Origin of the sequence: Peribacillus sp. FSL M8-0224, assembly GCF_038003055.1 — a bacterium.
In the GTDB taxonomy this organism is placed as follows: domain Bacteria; phylum Bacillota; class Bacilli; order Bacillales; family DSM-1321; genus Peribacillus; species Peribacillus frigoritolerans.
The window spans coordinates 3,601,518-3,619,163 of sequence record NZ_JBBOOJ010000001.1; the positions used below are offsets into that span (position 1 = coordinate 3,601,518).

Annotated in this window: 14 protein-coding genes and 1 riboswitch; of the genes, 1 reads left to right on the top strand and 13 read right to left on the bottom strand. The window is 42.7% G+C overall.

Annotated features, from left to right (window positions below):
- Positions 1-51: 51 nt before the first annotated feature.
- Positions 52-660, bottom strand: a complete 609-nt coding sequence (locus tag MKX49_RS17305; RefSeq protein ID WP_034308986.1) for a succinate dehydrogenase cytochrome b558 subunit — start codon at positions 658-660, stop codon at positions 52-54.
- Positions 661-1,043: 383 nt separating this feature from the next.
- Between MKX49_RS17305 and MKX49_RS17310 the strand changes: the two genes are divergently transcribed.
- A complete protein-coding gene (locus MKX49_RS17310; RefSeq protein WP_340877151.1) occupies positions 1,044-1,517 on the top strand; it encodes a YslB family protein in 474 nt (157 codons plus the stop codon).
- A 63-nt stretch (positions 1,518-1,580) separates the two neighbouring features.
- Here the strand turns inward: MKX49_RS17310 and MKX49_RS17315 are convergent, their stop codons facing one another.
- From MKX49_RS17315 to polX, 12 genes are all read right to left on the bottom strand, one after another.
- Positions 1,581-2,813, bottom strand: a complete 1,233-nt coding sequence (locus MKX49_RS17315; RefSeq protein ID WP_340877152.1) for an aspartate kinase — start codon at positions 2,811-2,813, stop codon at positions 1,581-1,583.
- An 88-nt stretch (positions 2,814-2,901) separates the two neighbouring features.
- Positions 2,902-3,078, bottom strand: a riboswitch (Lysine riboswitch).
- A 61-nt stretch (positions 3,079-3,139) separates the two neighbouring features.
- A complete protein-coding gene (gene uvrC, locus MKX49_RS17320) occupies positions 3,140-4,912 on the bottom strand; it encodes an excinuclease ABC subunit UvrC (RefSeq protein ID WP_053535876.1) in 1,773 nt (590 codons plus the stop codon).
- 103 nt (positions 4,913-5,015) lie between these two features.
- Positions 5,016-5,330 (bottom strand): thioredoxin, encoded by a 315-nt coding sequence (gene trxA, locus MKX49_RS17325; RefSeq protein ID WP_034308995.1) that lies wholly within the window; start codon positions 5,328-5,330, stop codon positions 5,016-5,018.
- Positions 5,331-5,537: 207 nt separating this feature from the next.
- Entirely contained in the window at positions 5,538-6,515 is a 978-nt protein-coding gene (locus tag MKX49_RS17330) for an electron transfer flavoprotein subunit alpha/FixB family protein (RefSeq protein WP_048689007.1), read from the bottom strand.
- A 69-nt stretch (positions 6,516-6,584) separates the two neighbouring features.
- Positions 6,585-7,358 (bottom strand): electron transfer flavoprotein subunit beta/FixA family protein, encoded by a 774-nt coding sequence (locus tag MKX49_RS17335; RefSeq protein ID WP_048689004.1) that lies wholly within the window; start codon positions 7,356-7,358, stop codon positions 6,585-6,587.
- 122 nt (positions 7,359-7,480) lie between these two features.
- Positions 7,481-8,254 carry an enoyl-CoA hydratase gene (locus tag MKX49_RS17340; RefSeq protein WP_095390741.1) on the bottom strand — a complete coding sequence of 258 codons (774 nt, stop codon included), beginning with the start codon at positions 8,252-8,254 and terminating at the stop codon, positions 7,481-7,483.
- 125 nt (positions 8,255-8,379) lie between these two features.
- Positions 8,380-8,967, bottom strand: a complete 588-nt coding sequence (locus MKX49_RS17345; RefSeq protein WP_048689000.1) for a TetR/AcrR family transcriptional regulator — start codon at positions 8,965-8,967, stop codon at positions 8,380-8,382.
- A 202-nt stretch (positions 8,968-9,169) separates the two neighbouring features.
- On the bottom strand, positions 9,170-10,867 hold the full coding sequence (locus MKX49_RS17350) for a long-chain-fatty-acid--CoA ligase (protein WP_340877154.1): 1,698 nt from the start codon (positions 10,865-10,867) through the stop codon (positions 9,170-9,172).
- Between the two features lie 1,191 nt (positions 10,868-12,058).
- Entirely contained in the window at positions 12,059-12,817 is a 759-nt protein-coding gene (locus MKX49_RS17355) for a GNAT family N-acetyltransferase (protein WP_340877155.1), read from the bottom strand.
- Positions 12,818-13,026: 209 nt separating this feature from the next.
- Positions 13,027-13,434: a DUF350 domain-containing protein gene (locus MKX49_RS17360; protein WP_034309012.1), complete on the bottom strand. Its 408-nt coding sequence runs from the start codon at positions 13,432-13,434 to the stop codon at positions 13,027-13,029.
- Between the two features lie 65 nt (positions 13,435-13,499).
- Positions 13,500-15,854, bottom strand: a complete 2,355-nt coding sequence (locus MKX49_RS17365; RefSeq protein ID WP_340877156.1) for an endonuclease MutS2 — start codon at positions 15,852-15,854, stop codon at positions 13,500-13,502.
- A gap of 35 nt (positions 15,855-15,889) precedes the next feature.
- Positions 15,890-17,608, bottom strand: coding sequence for a DNA polymerase/3'-5' exonuclease PolX (polX, locus tag MKX49_RS17370; protein WP_063590478.1), 1,719 nt, complete (start codon positions 17,606-17,608; stop codon positions 15,890-15,892).
- Between the last annotated feature and the right edge of the window lie 38 nt (positions 17,609-17,646).

Consider the following 17,646-nt stretch of genomic DNA (forward strand, 5'->3'; position numbering starts at 1 on the left):
CCATTAGCCAAGCTATGTTTTTCCTAATTCTTATAAATGAACTCTATCTTCTTATACGAATGCGAAAATTGCGCTGATTCCGATATAAGAAAGAAGAACGAAAACGATCAATGTAAAGTAAGTCATGATTCTTTGCGATCTTGGTGAAACTGTAAGACCCCAGCTCACAGCAAATGACCATAATCCATTAGCAAAGTGGAAGATTGCCGAGATAATACCAACAATATAGAACACAATCATGAATGGACTAGAGAAAATCTCTGCCATCATGTCAAAGTTAACTTCAGCACCCATAGCTGCTTGAATTCTAGTTGCCCATATATGCCAAACAAGGAAAATCAACGTTATGATTCCAGTTAGGCGTTGCAGCATGAACATCCAGTTACGGAAGAAACTAAATCTGCCTAAATTGTTTTTTGCTGTAAAGGCAATATAAATTCCGTACACAGCATGGAAAATGAGCGGTAGATAGATGACGACCCATTCTACCAAAATCTTCACGGGCGTATACTCAATTAAATGAACTGCCCCATTAAAAGTTTCTTCTCCTTTTGTTGCCATAAAGTTTACCGATAAATGAAAAATTAGGAATAGACCAATTGGAATTACTCCTAGAAGTGAATGAAGCCTGCGATTCCCAAACTCACGATTTTTTGCCACTAAGTGCCCCCCCTTAATTTGTGAAAAATCATGCAAAGATAAACTGGTGGCTACCTTTTATCTCCGCGTGAAAATACAGTATAGAGTCAAAAAACTCCTCTATACTTCCTTTACAATTATGTGACATGTCCATTTTACTCCTGACTTCTATGTGCGTCAAGAAAACGGATACAAGAAATCTCTTTTTCAGAATAGATTTTATTGGATTATATTGGCTATTTTTTGTTTGTCAAGATGATATTTTGAAGAAATTTCTAATTTAACTATTAATATCCCGGTATAATTTCTCATTTTTTTCCAATTGTGATTTAAATAAATAAAAAACAGTATAATTTGCAAAAGAAATACGTTTATAATAGATTTACAGAAAGAGGCGATAAATTATGAAAAAAAATATTGCTGCTGCGATAGAAGAAGAGATTCAAACTGAAGAAATTCAAACAACTGAAGAATTCCAAGTTCCAGCTTTCGGATACGAATTAATCAGAGAAGTTCTATTGAACGATATTCTCGGAAAAGACTCTAATCAAATCCTCTATTGGGCAGGTAAACAATTAGCAAGAAAATTCCCATTGAATGGCGATCAGGAAGTGATTGAATTCTTCCAAAACGCTGGATGGGGCAATCTGGAAATCTTGAAATATACGAAACACGAGATGGAATTATCCCTGACAGGTGAAATAATCAGCCGCCGTTTGGATTTACACCCGGATTGTCACTTCCAACTTGAAGCCGGTTTCCTTGCCGAGCAGTTTACACTGCAAAAAAAATTCCTCAGCGAATCAACGGAAGAAATCAAACGCCGCGCAAAAAAAGTGATATTCACCATCCAATGGGATCCCAGAGATCCAATCTAATGAGCCCTGAAAACAGACTTACCCTTTTTACCGGAAGTCTGTTTTTTATTGGACTCCTGACACTTAAGCTAGCACATTTGCATGCTGACCAAGTTTAAATGCTTCATGAAGGGATTCAACCGCCTTCACCATTTCCTTTTCATTGACGACGGTCGAAACTTTAATTTCCGATGTGCTGACCATTTTCACCTGGATGCCTGTATTGGCCATCACTTCAAACATTTCGGCAGCCACTCCCGGATTGGATACCATACCAGAACCGACGATGGACACTTTGGCCAACCCGCTCTCCGTTTCGACTCGGTCGAACCCCAATTGTTCTTTATTATTTTCCAGCACGATCAAGGCCGCTTCCGTATCTTCACTTTTTGTGGAAAAAGATAGATTCGTCGTATCCTCGGCAGTCATGCTTTGAATGATGATGTCCACATTGATCCGGTTTTTCGCAAGCGTCGTGAAGATTGTGGATAATGCACCAAGTGATTGGGGCAAACCATATATTGTGACCCTCGTAATACTGTCTTCAAAAGCAATGCCGCGTACAATTAAGTTTTCTTCCATAGTTGCTTCCTCCTCTATGATCGTACCTGATTCTTTCTCCATGCTTGAACGGACTTCAAGCGGAATTTGATAATTTTTTGCATATTCGACAGCCCTTGGGTGAAGGACACCCGCCCCCAGGTTGGCAAGTTCCAGCATTTCATCGTAAGAAATGGATTGGAGTTTTCGCGCGCCTTTTATGTAGCGTGGGTCCGTTGTGAAAACACCCGTTACATCCGTATAAATATCGCATCTATCCGCATTCAGCGCTGCAGCGATGGCAACCGCCGTCGTATCGGATCCTCCTCGCCCTAAGGTAGTGATTTCCCCATTTGCATCGTTACCCTGGAAACCGGCTACCACCACTATTTTCTTCTCCTGAAGCTGAGCTTGGATCCTCGTGGCATCGATGTTTAAAATCCGGGCATTCCCATGAACGGATTCCGTTTGCATGCCAGCCTGCCAGCCAGTATACGAAATGGCTTCATGTCCTTCTTCAATCAATGCCATCGTTAACAGGGAAATCGTTACTTGTTCCCCAGTCGTCAATAGCATATCCATTTCCCTCTTGCTCGGGGATCCGGAAATATCACGCGCCATGGAAACCAATTGGTCCGTTGTTTTCCCCATAGCTGAAACAACGACGACAACCTCATTTCCATTCTCCGCTTCCTCGATTACCCGATTGGCAACATTTTTGATTTTTTCTACGCTACCGACGGATGTTCCGCCGAATTTTTGAACGATTAATGCCATCCTCATGCACCCTCTCTACTTTTTAGGCAATAAAAAAAGCAATGAGAAATATCTCATTGCTGTGGTCACATATCTAATACTGTAAACACAGTGAGATAGCTCTCCAGGGTATAAACCCTGACAATCCGCCATTTCTTAAATGTCGGACCAGGAGGACAAGGTATGAGTCTTGTCTTCCTTCGGCGGCGTCCCCTTTCAAAACCTTTCATGGAAGCTCATACTTCTCCAGGTTTTTACTCTTGAATTCCGCACCTCTATCAGCACTTTTAAGTTGTCTAGTTAAAAATTCCTTTTAATCATAGCATAGAGATTTATCGGTAGCAAGATTATTCTTGTAATTTTCTAACGATTCCCTCGGCTACCCCTTTTGGCATGCCAGCTTCCATGATTTCCTCGGCCGTCGCCTCTTTGATTTTCTTCAATGATCCAAAATGCCTTAATAATTGCTTCCTTCGCTTTTCCCCGACTCCTGGAATATCATCAAGCTGGGAGTGAACCGCATTTTTCCCGCGTAGCTGGCGATGAAACGTAATCGCGAACCGATGCACTTCATCCTGAATTCTTTGCAATAGGTAAAATTCCTGGCTCCTTGAATCAAGAGGTACAAGTTCAAGCGGATTTCCGATCATCAATTGCGAGGTTCTATGCTTTTCATCCTTAATGAGGCCTGAAAGTGGAATATCCAAGCCTAATTCATTTTCCAGAATATCCCTTACCGCTTCGACATGTCCCTTTCCGCCATCAATGATGATCAAGTCCGGAAGCGGCAGCCCTTCTTTCAATACTCGTGAATATCTTCTTCTGACCACTTCACGCATCGATTCATAATCATCAGGTCCCTGGACCGTCTTGATCTTATATTTGCGGTACTCTCTTTTTTCCGGCTTCCCATCAATGAACACGACTAAAGCGGAAACGGGGTCACTTCCCTGGATATTGGAGTTATCAAAAGCTTCAATTCGATGCGGGGTGTAGATACCCAGTTGTTTCCCGAGGTTTTCCACCGCATTGATCGTTCTTTCTTCATCCCTTTCAATCAAAGAGAATTTTTCCTGAAGGGCGATGGAGGCATTTTTATTCGCCAATTTAAGCATGTCTTTTTTCGCTCCCCGTTTCGGGTGAATCGTTTTGACACCAAGCAGCCCTTCGGCCATTTCGGCATCCACAGATTCTGGCAGCAAGATTTCCTTTGGTTTAAAGTGGTTCGTAATCTCGTAAAACTGACCGAGGAATGTAAGAAGTTCCTGTTCCGGTTCATCGTAGACCGGAAAAAGCGAAACATCCCTTTCTATCAATTTACCCTGCCGGACAAAAAATACCTGAACGCACATCCAGCCTTTATCATAGGCAAAGCCAAATACATCCCTGTCGATGAAATCGGTCGTCATCATTTTCTGCTTTTCCATCGTAATATCGATGTGGGCAATCTTGTCACGGAACTCCTTGGCCCTCTCGAAATCGAGCTCTTCCGATGCCTCCAGCATTTTTTCAGTCAGTTCTTTTTTTATTTCAGTATGCCCGCCGTTCAAGAACCGGTTGATATCATCGACCATTTTTTTATATTCCTGTTCCTCTACATCATATACACATGGGGCAAGGCACTGGCCAAGGTGATAGTAGAGACAAACGCGATCCGGTAACGTATTGCATTTTCTTAGGGGATAGATGCGGTCGAGCAATTTTTTCGTTTCGTTAGCTGCAAATGCATTCGGATAAGGACCAAAATATTTCCCTTTGTCTTTTTTGACCTTTCGCGTAATGATTAGACGCGGGTGGCGTTCCGCAGTCAGCTTGATGAAAGGATACGTCTTATCATCCTTTAGCATGACATTATATTTTGGGTCATGTTTTTTGATTAAGTTCAACTCTAAAATAAGAGCCTCGATATTGGAAGAGGTGACGATGTATTCGAAATCCTCAATCTCGTTCACGAGTCGAAATGTTTTCCCATCATGAGATCCCGTAAAATAAGAACGGACACGATTTTTCAACACTTTCGCTTTGCCTACATATATGATCGTTCCCTGACGATCTTTCATTAAATAACAACCAGGTTGATCGGGAAGAAGGGCAAGTTTATTCTTTATTTGTTGATTCATGCATTCAGCCTCCTGTTCTCCCATTTTTACAATCATTATATATCAAGATAGCGAAAAAAGCTTCAAGTCCGCAGACTTGAAGCTTTTTTTAGCTAACTTACTATTACGCGTGTTTTGCAATAAGTTCAGCAAGTGCTTCTTTAGGTTGGAAACCAACAACCTTATCGACCACTTCACCGTCTTTAAGGACGATTAATGTCGGGATGCTCATCACACCGAATTTTCCAGCTGTTTCTTGGTTTTCATCTACATCCACTTTTACGATTTTTGCTGTATCGCCAATTTCAGTATCAAGCTCTTGAAGAACAGGAGCGATCATTTTACAAGGTCCACACCATGGAGCCCAAAAGTCTACAAGAACGACACCTTCGCTAGTATCTGTTGTGAAAGTTTGGTCAGTTGCATTTACAATAGCCATATATATTTCCTCCTCAAATTTACTCAAATAACTAAAAACAGTATACCACTGTTGCTCAAATCGATGCTAATATTTTGCTTCAGTGGTAGGATGTCCAAAAAAAGAGTGATTATGCAGGCCAAAAACCCTCCCCAGTAGCGCAAATAAAGGGGCAAGACATGTATCGGCTTATGCCGAATGTCTTGCCCCTCATCTGTATTATTTCTTTTACGCGTTAACTTTAAGTTTTTTGAATTCTTCCGTAAGCAATGGAACGACTTCGAAAAGATCTCCGACAATTCCATAATCAGCCACATTGAATATGTTAGCTTCCGGGTCTTTATTGATGGCAACGATAACCTTGGAGTTGGACATTCCCGCTAAATGCTGGATTGCACCGGAAATTCCGCAGGCGATATAAAGGTCAGGTGTTACGACTTTACCCGTTTGCCCGATTTGTAATGAGTAATCGCAATAGTCTGCATCACATGCTCCTCGGGAAGCTCCTACCGCTCCGCCAAGAACCTGTGCCAGTTCCTTTAATGGTTCAAAACCATCTTCACTTTTCACGCCACGGCCACCCGCGATGATTACTTTCGCTTCTGAAAGGTCGACCCCTTCACTGGCTTTTCTAACAACATCCTTAATGATTGTCCGTAAGTCCTTAATATCCACACTTAATGTAGAAACATCACCAGAACGGGACTCATCTTTCGCTAATGGTTCGATATTGTTCGGACGGATTGTCGCGAAAATCACGCCAGCTGTAACAATTTTCTTTTCAAACGCTTTACCAGAATATATCGGGCGGGTGAAAACGATATTTCCGCCTTCTTCTTCAATGGATGTAACGTCGGAAATCAATCCTGATTCAAGTTTTCCAGCCAATTTAGGTGCAAGATCTTTTCCTAAGGCCGTATGTCCAAAGAAAATCCCTTCCGGCTTTTCCTGCTCGATGACGGCAAGCAAGCTTTGCGCATATCCATCTGAAGTATATTGTTTCAATTGATCATTTTCGACTGCAATAACCCGGTCTGCACCATACTGGATCAATTCATTACCGAAATTCTGAACGCTGTCACCAACTAAAACACCAACGATTTCCCCGCCATCCGCAGCAAGCTTAGCCGCACCGATAGCTTCAAATGATACATTTCTTAGTGAACCATCACGAACTTCGCCCAATACAAGAAACTTTCTAGCCATTTATAAAAACCTCCTGTGCTCTATTTTTCTTTTTGTCGTGTGTTGTTGTTTTGAAAAGTACCGTTTCGATTAAATCACTTTTGCTTCACTGCGTAATAATTGAACAAGCTCGGTAACTTGAGCACTGATTTCCCCGTCCAAAACTTTTCCAGCTTCTTTTTTAGCAGGAAGGTAAATTTCAATCGTTTTTGTTTTGGCCTCAACATCGTCTTCTTCCAAATCCAGGTCATCCAATTCCAATTCTTCAAGCGGTTTTTTCTTTGCCTTCATGATTCCTGGCAATGAAGGATAACGTGGCTCATTTAGCCCTTGTTGCGCTGTCACCAATAATGGAAGAGAGGCTTCGATCGTTTCAGAGTCACCTTCGACATCACGGATAACGCTTACATTTCCATTTTCTATGTCCAATTTAGTAATGGTTGTAATATAAGGAATCTCCAAAATTTCGGCAACGCGTGGTCCCACTTGACCGGAGCCGCCATCGATTGCAACGTTCCCTGCAATGATTAGATCGGCGTTTTTATCTTTTAAGTATTCGCCAATAATTTTGGCAGTCGTGAATTGGTCGCCATTTTCTATGTCGTCTTCTATATTTATCAATACAGCTTTGTCAGCACCCATTGCCAGCGCTGTGCGTAATTGCTTTTCAGCCTCTTCCGTTCCGACAGAAATAACCGTTACTTCGCCGCCTTGTGCATCACGCACCTGGATTGCTTCTTCAACTGCATACTCATCGTATGGATTAATGATGAATTCTGCTCCATCCTCATTGATTTTCCCGTTGGATAGTGTAATTTTTTCTTCTGTATCAAATGTTCTTTTCAGCAGTACATAAATGTTCACGATAATACCTCCCGAATAATTTGAGTTTTGAAGATTATGAATTTTATTGATATATAGTAATGTTCTACAGATTTCACCAAAATCCTGCATGATATATAAAAATAGTTATTTAAACCGAAACATCATTTCCCTTTGAATACAGCTTCCCTTTTTTCAATGAAAGCGGCGATTCCTTCTTGTGCATCAGCAGTATCGAAAGCCTGGCCAAAGAGGGCAGCTTCCCTTTCCACACCTTTATGGTAGGAATCATGCTTGGAATAATTCAATAACTCAATGGCCGACTTTAATGCCAGTGGGCTCTTCTTGGCAATTTTATTGGCTAGATCCTTAGCTTTTGGAATCAGTTCTTCATCCGTGAAGGCATGATTCGCCAATCCGCATTGCACAGCTTGGGTGCCTGAAATCGGTTCACTTGTAAACAGCATTTCAGCTGCCTTTGCCATGCCTACGTAACGAGGAAGACGTTGGGTCCCAGCAAACCCGGGGATTAAGCCCAACTGCAGCTCAGGCAAACCAAGTTTAGCCCTTTCGGTGACCAAACGGATGTGGCAGGCCATAGCCAGCTCCAATCCTCCGCCAAGCGCCGCTCCATGGATGGCTGCAATGACCGGTTTTGGAAAAGATTCGATTTTCTCAAATACAGATTGACCATTCTTGGTCAGCTTCTCGAAGGCTTTCCCGTTTTTCACTTCCGTAAACTCTTTAATGTCCGCTCCTGCAGAGAAGAATCTTCCTTCACCATGAAGAAGGACAACCCGTACGGCTTCGTCTTTCTCAATTTGATCGAATGCCTGTGAAAGCTCTCCGATGATAGCCGAAGAAAGTGCATTTGCTGGTGCATGATCAATCGTTATAAAAGCCACATGATTTTCGACAGAAAGCTTAAGATATTCCATATCAATCCCTCCAGGCATACTAGTCAAACTTTTTTGAAAATTCTATATGTATCACTTCCAGTTAAAGCTAGAAGCAGAATTAACCGATTCTTTCGAGGATGGCTAGCCATCCTCTATTTAAATCGTTAACTTTTCAGGCCACAGCCGCCAATCAGCAGGCGGTGAACGTCTGGTGCAAGGTCAGGGAGCGAATACTTTTGCTCATTCATGACCCAAGTCGTCACAGTTTCATCAATCGTTCCAAAAATCATCTGCCTGGCAAGTAAATTATTTAAATCAGGCAGGAATTCGCCGTTCTCTTTTCCCTCTATAATGATCTGATCGATTAAATTTAAATACCCTCTTAACACATCATTAATCCTAAGGCGCAATTCTTTATTCGACTGTCTTAATTCCAACTGAGTGACAATTGCTAAATTCACGTCTTCTGAAAGGTTTTTAAAATGTTTTTGAATGAGCACATGCAGTTTTTCCGAAGCAGTGCTCTTTCCTTTTATCTCTTCTTCGATCTGTTCCACAAAATAGCCCATCTTTTCATGGAATAATGATATTAAGATATCTTCTTTATTTTTAAAATAAAGATATATGGTGCCATCCGCTACGCCTGCCTGCTTGGCGATTTTGGATACTTGGGCTTGATAGTAACCGTTTTGGGCAATGACAATAACGGCCGCATCAATAATTTGATTATACTTTGGTCTGTTGCTTTTCACTGGATGTCCCCTTTCAGAAATATGAATGAACCATCATTCATATTTCTATCATAAAATGATGACCCTTTACTGTCAAGCAAAAACTTATTTAAGGATCCCTACATTCCACTTCTGTTCATTGTACAGTCACCATCCATAGCTTGTCCAGCTGTTCTGCAAAACGGAGCCTTCTTCCGCTGCTCCGTTAAAAGGGGGTGCTTGATTAAGCTTCTTTTCTTTCCTCGGATATTTTTTTCTTTTCCTCCTCGATAAGGACTCTTCTCAGGATCTTTCCTATCGTCGTTTTAGGAAGTTCATCCCTGAATTCATAGCTTCGCGGTACCTTATACGAAGCCAGGTTCTTTCTGGCAAATTCATTCAATTCCTGTTCAGTGACCTTGGCATTTTTTTTCAGGACGACAAAGGCCTTGACGGTCTCTCCTCGATAAGGGTCAGGGATGCCTGCCACAACTACTTCCTGTATGGCCTCATGCTCGTATAGCACCTCTTCCACCTCACGTGGATATATATTGAAACCGCCGGCAATGATTGTATCCTTTTTCCTCTCGACGACATAAAAGAACCCCTGCTCATCCATATAACCCAGATCGCCAGTAAGCAGCCAGCCATTTTTAAAGGTTTTTTCCGTTTCATCCGGACGGTTCCAATAACCTTTCATTACCTGTGGTCCTTTTATGGCAATCTCGCCTATTTCATTCGGAGGAAGCTCTTCATAGGACTCCAGGGACAGGATCGCCGAGTCAGTGTCCGGCCACGGCAGTCCAACGCTTCCTTTTACACGCGGCTGATCCCAAATGAAATTAGCATGTGTCACAGGTGAGGTTTCAGAAAGTCCATAGCCTTCAACAAGCTTCCCGCCGGTAATTTTCTCAAACTGCTCTTGAACCTCTAAGGGCAATGATGCAGAACCGCTAATACAGGCATTGATCGAAGAAAGATCATATTTAGCGATATCCGGATGGTTCAAGAGCCCGATATACATCGTTGGCGCTCCTGGAAACATGGTCGGTTTCTGTTTTTGGATGGTTTTAAGCGTCGCTTCGACATCAAACTTTGGCATGATGATCATGGTGTTCCCTTCCATGACGGAAAGAACCAAGACTGTAGTCATACCGTACACATGGAAGAAAGGCAGAATCGCAAGGATCCTTTCCTCACCGCGCTTATTTTTATAAAGCCATGCATTACACATTTTCGTATTTGCCAGCAAGTTCTTATGGGTAAGCATGACTCCTTTGGGAAAGCCTGTAGTCCCACCTGTATATTGTAAAAGGGCAAGATCATTATCCACATCGATCGGCACAGTGACTTCTTCAGTGATCTTTCTTTTCATGATTTCGGAAAATAAATGATGATTCCCTTCATGCTCCACATTGATGACAATGCCGTATTGCTTTTTTTGAATAAAAGGATAGATAAGATTTTTCGGGAATGGCAAATATTCCTTGATAGCGGTTACAATTATATGTTCAATATCCGTTCTTGATGCCACTGCAGAAACACGGGGAAATAAAATATCCATCGCCAAAATCATTTTCGCTCCGGAATCTTTCATTTGATATTCTAATTCGCGTTCAGTATAGGTTGGGTTCGTTTGAACCACGACTCCTCCGGCCATCAATATCCCAAAAAAGCTTATGACACCTTGAGGGCAGTTAGGAAGCATGACAGCAACGCGTTCACCTTTTTGAAGTCCGATACTTTTTAAATAGGCTGCAAACTTTAAAGCAGATTCATGCACTTCCCGGAAAGTTAATTCTTTTCCCTGGAAATGAATCGATACTTTATCAGGGAATTCTTCGGCTGATTCCTTCAAAAAAGAATAAAGAGGTTTATCTTCATACGACAAAACAGCGGGTATCTGCTCCGGATAAATAGCTTGCCATGGCTTATTGCTCATTTGCCCCCTCCTTCTGAATATTCTCAATACTCTTAATCATTATAATACAATCGGGATTTTCTTACAATTGCCGAATTTCAGAGTATAAAGACCTTACGATGAGAAGCAGGATAGTAAATATATCCTATACCAACCACAGGGAATATTGGATGAAACATATAAAAGGGAAACAAAACTCATTTCAGAATGTAGACAACCCTTTTACCCTCATTTTTTCTTTCAAAAAAGTTCCAGCTGATTTCAGAAATCCGCTCCCTTTCCGCCGACTGGCTGCCGAGCCTCATCAAAGCAAGCGCCTTTGGGGTCTTGGCTAGCCAGTTATTCGGCAGGAGTGTCGCAAATCTCTTCCATCCTTTAAGGAATACTGTAAAAACTATGAAGGATAATCTAGTTTACTTTTAAAATTTTAGTTCGGGCGAGAGCAAATCGGAACTCCTTTTGCCGGAAAATTGATGGAACCGCCAGACTGAAGACGAATTGGAGAAGAAGAGCCAGTTTCCCTACAATATTCCTTTTGAAAAAGTTCCATTTGATTTCAGAAATCCGCTCCCTTTCCGCCGACTGTCTGCCAAGCCTCCTCGACGCAAGCGTCTGCGGTGTCTCGTCTAGCCAGTTATTCGGCAGGAGTGTCGCAAATTTCTTCAATCGATTGAGGATTATAGTTAAAAAAACATGAAGGATAAACTAGTCTTAAACATGGTTTAGAAGAGCCTGGCCTGCAGTTTTTTCTTTTAAAACACAAAGTTGATTGGAACGGAAGGTACGAGACTCCTGCGGGAAAAGCGTGTCTAGGGGAGACCCCGCAGGCCCAAGCCGAGGAGGCTCCCCGACCGCCCGCGGAAAGCGAGTGCCTGGAGTGGAAATCAACGTTCCCATTTTACAAACCCAGAAAAAAACTGTCGGCAAACAATTATTATCTAGTTTTGAACAAAAGGGTTCTATCTAAATAAAACAAAGTTGATTGGAACGGAAGGTACGAGACTCCTGCGGGAAAAGCGTGTCTAGGGGAGACCCCGCAGGCGCAAGCCGAGGAGGCTCCCCGACCGCCCGCGGAAAGCGAGTGCCTGGAGAGGAAATCAACGCTCAAATTTCACACCCCCTCAAGTAAAGGGTTTTCAAATTTTCTTTAAGATCACAGATCGGGGTGAGGGCATTCCGATCCTCTTTTGTCGTCTACTGAAAAGAGGCGTTCTACTTCTTGGTTTTAATTCTATACCAATACTTATATTTTTCTTCAAACCCCAATTTTCCGTACAAGCTTAAAGCAGGTGCGTTCGTTTCTATCACCTGAAGATAAGCATTTTTTGCTCCATTTTCTTTACCCCAATGCAATAGATTACGAATGAGAATTGCACCATTGCCTTGGTTTCGAAAGTTTTCATGGGTAATGATATTGTACAGGCCTATGTATTCGTCTTCCAAAACACCCAGTCCACTTGCTGTCACGGTTCCGCCTTCATCAGTCAACAACATAAAGCATGTTTTTGGAATGATATTCCCTAACATCTTTTTCAGGATGGTTTGATCATGATCATCAATATTACTTAGCAGGCAGAAATCGTGAAACCATTCATCATGTAAATGATCATACTTTATGACATTGGTTTCATTCGGTGACTCTGTATCTGCCAAATTCAATACCTGGACACTTGTTGTTCCTTCAAGGGCATACCCAGACTCTTCCAGTACACGATCCAAGTTGATAGGGTTTGCCTGTGGAGTCACTTTGTACACGGCCTTATCATTCCTTGCAAAATATAAATGTTCACAATTCGAAATTTTCTTTTTCACATTTTCATTCGATGTATAGATGGGGCTGATGGAATTCGCCCGTTTCGTATATCCATCCGCAAATCGGATAACCCATCCATCATAGATTTGCGTTTGCATGGCGGGTAAAGCATTCAGCGATAATTCTTCAATCTTCTGTATCCATTTGGACTGATCCATATTCCTCCTCCTCTCCAAAAGTCTATTTGACCATTATTATTATACATGCCGCCCCATTTTTTTTAATAGAACAAATAAAAGAAGCGGCACAATGGCCGCTTCAGTTGAACAATGTCATATAAATGATTCCAAACAGAAAAAAGATACCGCAACAAACTATTAAGACTTTTGCAAGTTTCTCCACAGCTTACTCCCTCTCATGATGGGCATTAAGAAATTCCGGCTCCGATGACAAAAGATAATGCGATTGATATGATCATCGATAGGAATCCAACTGCCCGATTATCTTTTTGTATTTCTTCATCTATTTTAAATCCAGGAGTCATAAATTCAAAAATGAAATAACCGATCAACAGCAGGACAAAACCGTAGACGCCCCAGCCAATCATGGTAAGAAGCGAATTCTGATGGAGAATGGACTGTTGGAATACATAGGCGATCCCAAAAATTTTACCACCTGTTGCCAACGCGACAGAAAGGTTTCCCTGTTTGATTTCCTCCCAGTTCTTGTACTTTGTGACAAGTTCAAAAATGGCTAAAAAAACAATCATGCACAGAATAACGACACTATAACGAGCAGCTATATATACATATTCATTTTCCCACATGTTCTCCATGGTCCAACTCCCGAATGGTAACTAGCCACCCGGCTTGGCTGAATTGCCGGAATGACCGCTTTCCTTTATTTAAATTCCACCACCGTAACACCTGTTCCGCCTTCACCGGCTTCGCCGAAGCGAATCCTTTTGACAGAGCGGTGATTTTTCAAGTATTCCTGGACCCCGGACCGAAGAGCACCCGTCCCTTTACCATGAATGATGGAGACACTCGAATAACCGGCCAAAAGAGCATCATCAACGTATTTTTCCACTCTTGATATGGCATTTTCAAAGCGTTCTCCACGAAGGTCAAGTTCGACGCTAACGTGATAATCGCGGCCTTTGATCGTGGTAAGCGGCTTTGTTTCTTTTACTTTTGTGCTCTTGATGAATTCCAGGTCAGACTCCTTCACCTTCATTTTCATGATGCCGATCTGAACCTGCCATTCATTATTTGAGACCTTCTCAATCAAGTGACCTTTTTGACCAAAGCTTACGACCTTTACTTCATCTCCAGGTTTCAAGCTTTTATCCAGCGGCTTCGCCGCTTTATTTGTTGTTTTTTTCACTTTAGGCGCTGCTTCTTCAAGCCGTTTTTTGGCATCGATCAGTTCATGCTCTTTAACATCGGCATGCTTTTCAAGTCGCAGTTTACGTAAGTCGGCAATGATCGCTTCCGCTTCCCTTTGTGCATTTTCAACGATTGCCGCTGCCTCTTTTGCTGCCTTTTCAACCATCGCATCCCGTTCTTGATGGTACTCATCAATTTGCTTTTGAAGGTCTTTATGAAGAATTTCCGCCTGTTTCAGGTGATTCTTGGCTTCCAGTTCCTCTTCTTCAGCCTTCTTGCGGCTGTCTTCAAGGGACGCTATCATATTTTCAACTTTATTCGTATCCTCACCAATATGGCTGCGGGCGTTGCTGATCACGTTTTCTTCCAAACCAAGGCGCTTGGAAATTTCAAACGCATTACTCCGCCCTGGTACACCGATTAAAAGTTTATAGGTGGGACTCAAGGTTTCCACATTAAATTCGACGCTTGCATTAATGACGCCTTCCCGATCATATCCATACGCTTTTAATTCCGGGTAATGTGTCGTTGCAATCACACGCGCTCCGCGCTTATACACTTCATCCAAAATGGAAATGGCCAAAGCTGCACCTTCCTGTGGGTCAGTTCCCGCTCCAAGCTCATCGAATAAAACAAGACTGTCATAATCGACATGCTTAAGGATATCGACAATATTGACCATATGCGAAGAGAATGTACTTAAGCTTTGTTCAATCGACTGTTCATCGCCAATATCGGCATAAACAGAGGAAAACACAGCCGTTTCGGAACCATCCAGCGCAGGGATCTGCAGACCGGACTGGGCCATTAACGTACAGAGGCCAATCGTTTTCAGGGTTACCGTCTTACCACCTGTATTCGGACCGGTGATGACGATTGTCGTAAATTCATCACCAAGAAAAATATCATTGGCCACGACGACATCATTCGGAATGAGCGGGTGTTTCGCTTTGAATAATTTTACGCGCCCCTCATTATTCAGAATCGGCTTGGACCCTTTTATCGCTTTTGCATATTTTGCCTTGGCGACAAGGAAATCGATTTGTGCCAGCACTTTGACATTATGAAGCAATTCAGGGGTGAACGCACCGACTTTTTCCGATAGTTCGACCAATATCCGTTCTATTTCCTGCGTTTCCTTCACTCGGGTTTCCTGCAGGACATTATTCAGCTGAACGATTGCTTGCGGTTCAATGAACAGCGTCTGCCCTGATGATGATTGATCATGAATGATCCCGCCATACACACTCCGGTATTCCTGTTTTACCGGGATGACGAATCGGTCATTCCGGATGGTGATGATGGCATCGGATAACATGGTTGATGCATTGGAAGAACGGATCATACTTTCCAGTTTTTCCCTTACACGACTTTCGTTCGTCCGAATTTGGTTTCTTAGGGTACGAAGCTTGTCGCTGGCCGAATCCATCACTTCGCCATGTTCGCTTACTGCATACGTAATTTCCTGCTGCAAATCAATCAATGGATGAAGGGAATCGATATATTCGGCTAAAAGCGGAACATCAATTTCCTGCTCTGCGATTTCTTCGAAGAAACGGCTTAAGATCCTGCCGGCACGAATCGTACTCGCAAGTTCCATCAGTTCCATCGGTGAGAGCATACCGCCAATCTGTGCCCTTTTTGCATGTGGACGGATATCGAAAATTCCGCCCAATGGCAAGTTACCTTTCAACCTTACGATTTTGGCAGCCTCATCTGTTTCTTCCTGCCATCTCGACACTTCTTCAAAATCCGTGGAAGGCATCAATTGCTCTGCCTTTTCTTTTCCAATGGATGAGGATGCGTGTGAGATTAATTGTTCTTTTATTTTATGAAATTCCAATGTCTTTAAAGCTTTATTATGCATGGAGTTAAAGCTCCTCCTTATTTATGGGCAAATAGTTAATCATTTCTCTTTAAAAACGCCAATAAGCCATCCGTATCCCTTGCATTAAGAACCGTGGATTCTTTAATCCAGCCCTTTTTGGCTGACGAGACCCCCACAGGCATATGTTCAAGCATGTCGATGCTATGGGCATCCGTATTGATCACGATCGGAACGCCTGCTTCCTGAGCCTTGCGCAGATGCGGAGGTGCCAAATCCAACCGGTTCGGATTCGCATTCAATTCCAAGGCCGTATTCGTTTCACGGGCCAGTTCGATCAGCATTTCTATATCCACATCATATCCGGTGCGTCGGCCGATGATCCTTCCCGTTGGATGGGCGATGATATCGACATGCGGATTATTCAGAGCCGTTTTTAAGCGCTCCATGATCGTTTCCCGTGGCTGTGAAAAGCTTGAGTGAATCGATGCGATCACCAAATCCATCTCTGCAAGCAGCTCATCGTCATAATCAAGTGTCCCATCAGGAAGTATATCCATCTCTATCCCGGAAAGAACGGTAAAGTCAGTGTATTTTTCATTAAGTTCATGGATGATCCGTTTTTGTTCACGTAAACGTTCAGCGGTCAAGCCGTTCGCCACTTTCAGATATTGCGAATGATCGGTGATGGCCATATATCGATACCCTTTTGCACGGCATGCTTCAATCATTTCTTCAATCGTATGAGCTCCATCACTCCATGTGGTATGCATATGCAGATCACCTTTAATGGCCTCTAAAGATATGAGAGGTTCATTAGCATCATAATGCTCCACTTCCGTTCCGTCTTCACGTATTTCTGGCGGAATGAAAGGAAGGCCAAAATGATTATAAAATTGTTCTTCCGTTTCAAACGTCAATACATCACCGGTTTCAGTCACTTCCACCCCATATTCGCTGATTTTCTCTCCGCGATCTTTAGCAAGCTGGCGCATCCGCACATTGTGATCCTTCGAACCTGTAAAATGATGAAGTGTCGTGATGAATTCCTTATCCTTGACGATTCGGAAATCGACAGAAATGTCATATTCATAATCAAGCACGACCGATACTTTTGTATCACCGGCCGCAATCACCTGTTTTATCCCTTTTATTGCAAGCAGTTGATTCTTAACCTCTTCGGGATGATCTGTCGAAATGATGAAATCGAGGTCCTTGATCGTTTCCCTCATACGCCGGATGCTGCCCGCCCTGGAAGAACGGATGATGTAATCCATGTTAGCAAGGGCCGTTTCAATATCAGCCGCAATCGGCCTCATGAAGGCTAGGGGCAGCCGATCGGGCCTTGAACCAGCCTCGGCAATTGCAGACAGGATCTTCTCTTCCGTTTTTTTGCCGAAACCGGCAAGCGCCGCGACCCTGCCTTCCTCACAGGCGATTTTAAGATCATTCACATCTTTGACATGCAGCTCTTTATGAAGCTTGGCAATTTTCTTACCGCCCAAACCTTGAAGCTGCAGAAGCGGAATCAATCCTTTTGGCACCTGCTCCTGAAGCTCTTCAAGTACAGTCGATTTCCCTTCATTTATATACTCTTCGATGACGGATGCCGTTCCTTTCCCGATTCCATTCAAAGCGGTAAAATCTTCGATCTCCGTCAGGCTCCGGTCATCCGTTTCCAAGGCGCCCGCTGCCTTTCGGAAAGCTGAAACCTTAAACGGGTTCTCTCCTTTTAGTTCCATATATATTGCAATTTTTTCTAATAGTTTAATGATATCTTTTTTATTAATTGTCATTTAATTCACCGCCGAAAAAATTAATAGGGTGTCCCATG

Coding starts and splice junctions, on each gene's coding strand:
- MKX49_RS17315 (WP_340877152.1), bottom strand. CDS start 2,813: ATGGCATTAATCGTTCAAAAATTCGGCGGAACATCCGTCGGTAGCGTA.
- MKX49_RS17310 (WP_340877151.1), top strand. CDS start 1,044: ATGAAAAAAAATATTGCTGCTGCGATAGAAGAAGAGATTCAAACTGAA.
- MKX49_RS17355 (WP_340877155.1), bottom strand. CDS start 12,817: ATGGATCAGTCCAAATGGATACAGAAGATTGAAGAATTATCGCTGAAT.
- polX (WP_063590478.1), bottom strand. CDS start 17,608: ATGACAATTAATAAAAAAGATATCATTAAACTATTAGAAAAAATTGCA.
- trxA (WP_034308995.1), bottom strand. CDS start 5,330: ATGGCTATTGTAAATGCAACTGACCAAACTTTCACAACAGATACTAGC.
- MKX49_RS17330 (WP_048689007.1), bottom strand. CDS start 6,515: ATGGCTAGAAAGTTTCTTGTATTGGGCGAAGTTCGTGATGGTTCACTA.
- uvrC (WP_053535876.1), bottom strand. CDS start 4,912: ATGAATCAACAAATAAAGAATAAACTTGCCCTTCTTCCCGATCAACCT.
- MKX49_RS17350 (WP_340877154.1), bottom strand. CDS start 10,867: ATGAGCAATAAGCCATGGCAAGCTATTTATCCGGAGCAGATACCCGCT.
- MKX49_RS17360 (WP_034309012.1), bottom strand. CDS start 13,434: ATGGAGAACATGTGGGAAAATGAATATGTATATATAGCTGCTCGTTAT.
- MKX49_RS17340 (WP_095390741.1), bottom strand. CDS start 8,254: ATGGAATATCTTAAGCTTTCTGTCGAAAATCATGTGGCTTTTATAACG.
- MKX49_RS17365 (WP_340877156.1), bottom strand. CDS start 15,854: ATGCATAATAAAGCTTTAAAGACATTGGAATTTCATAAAATAAAAGAA.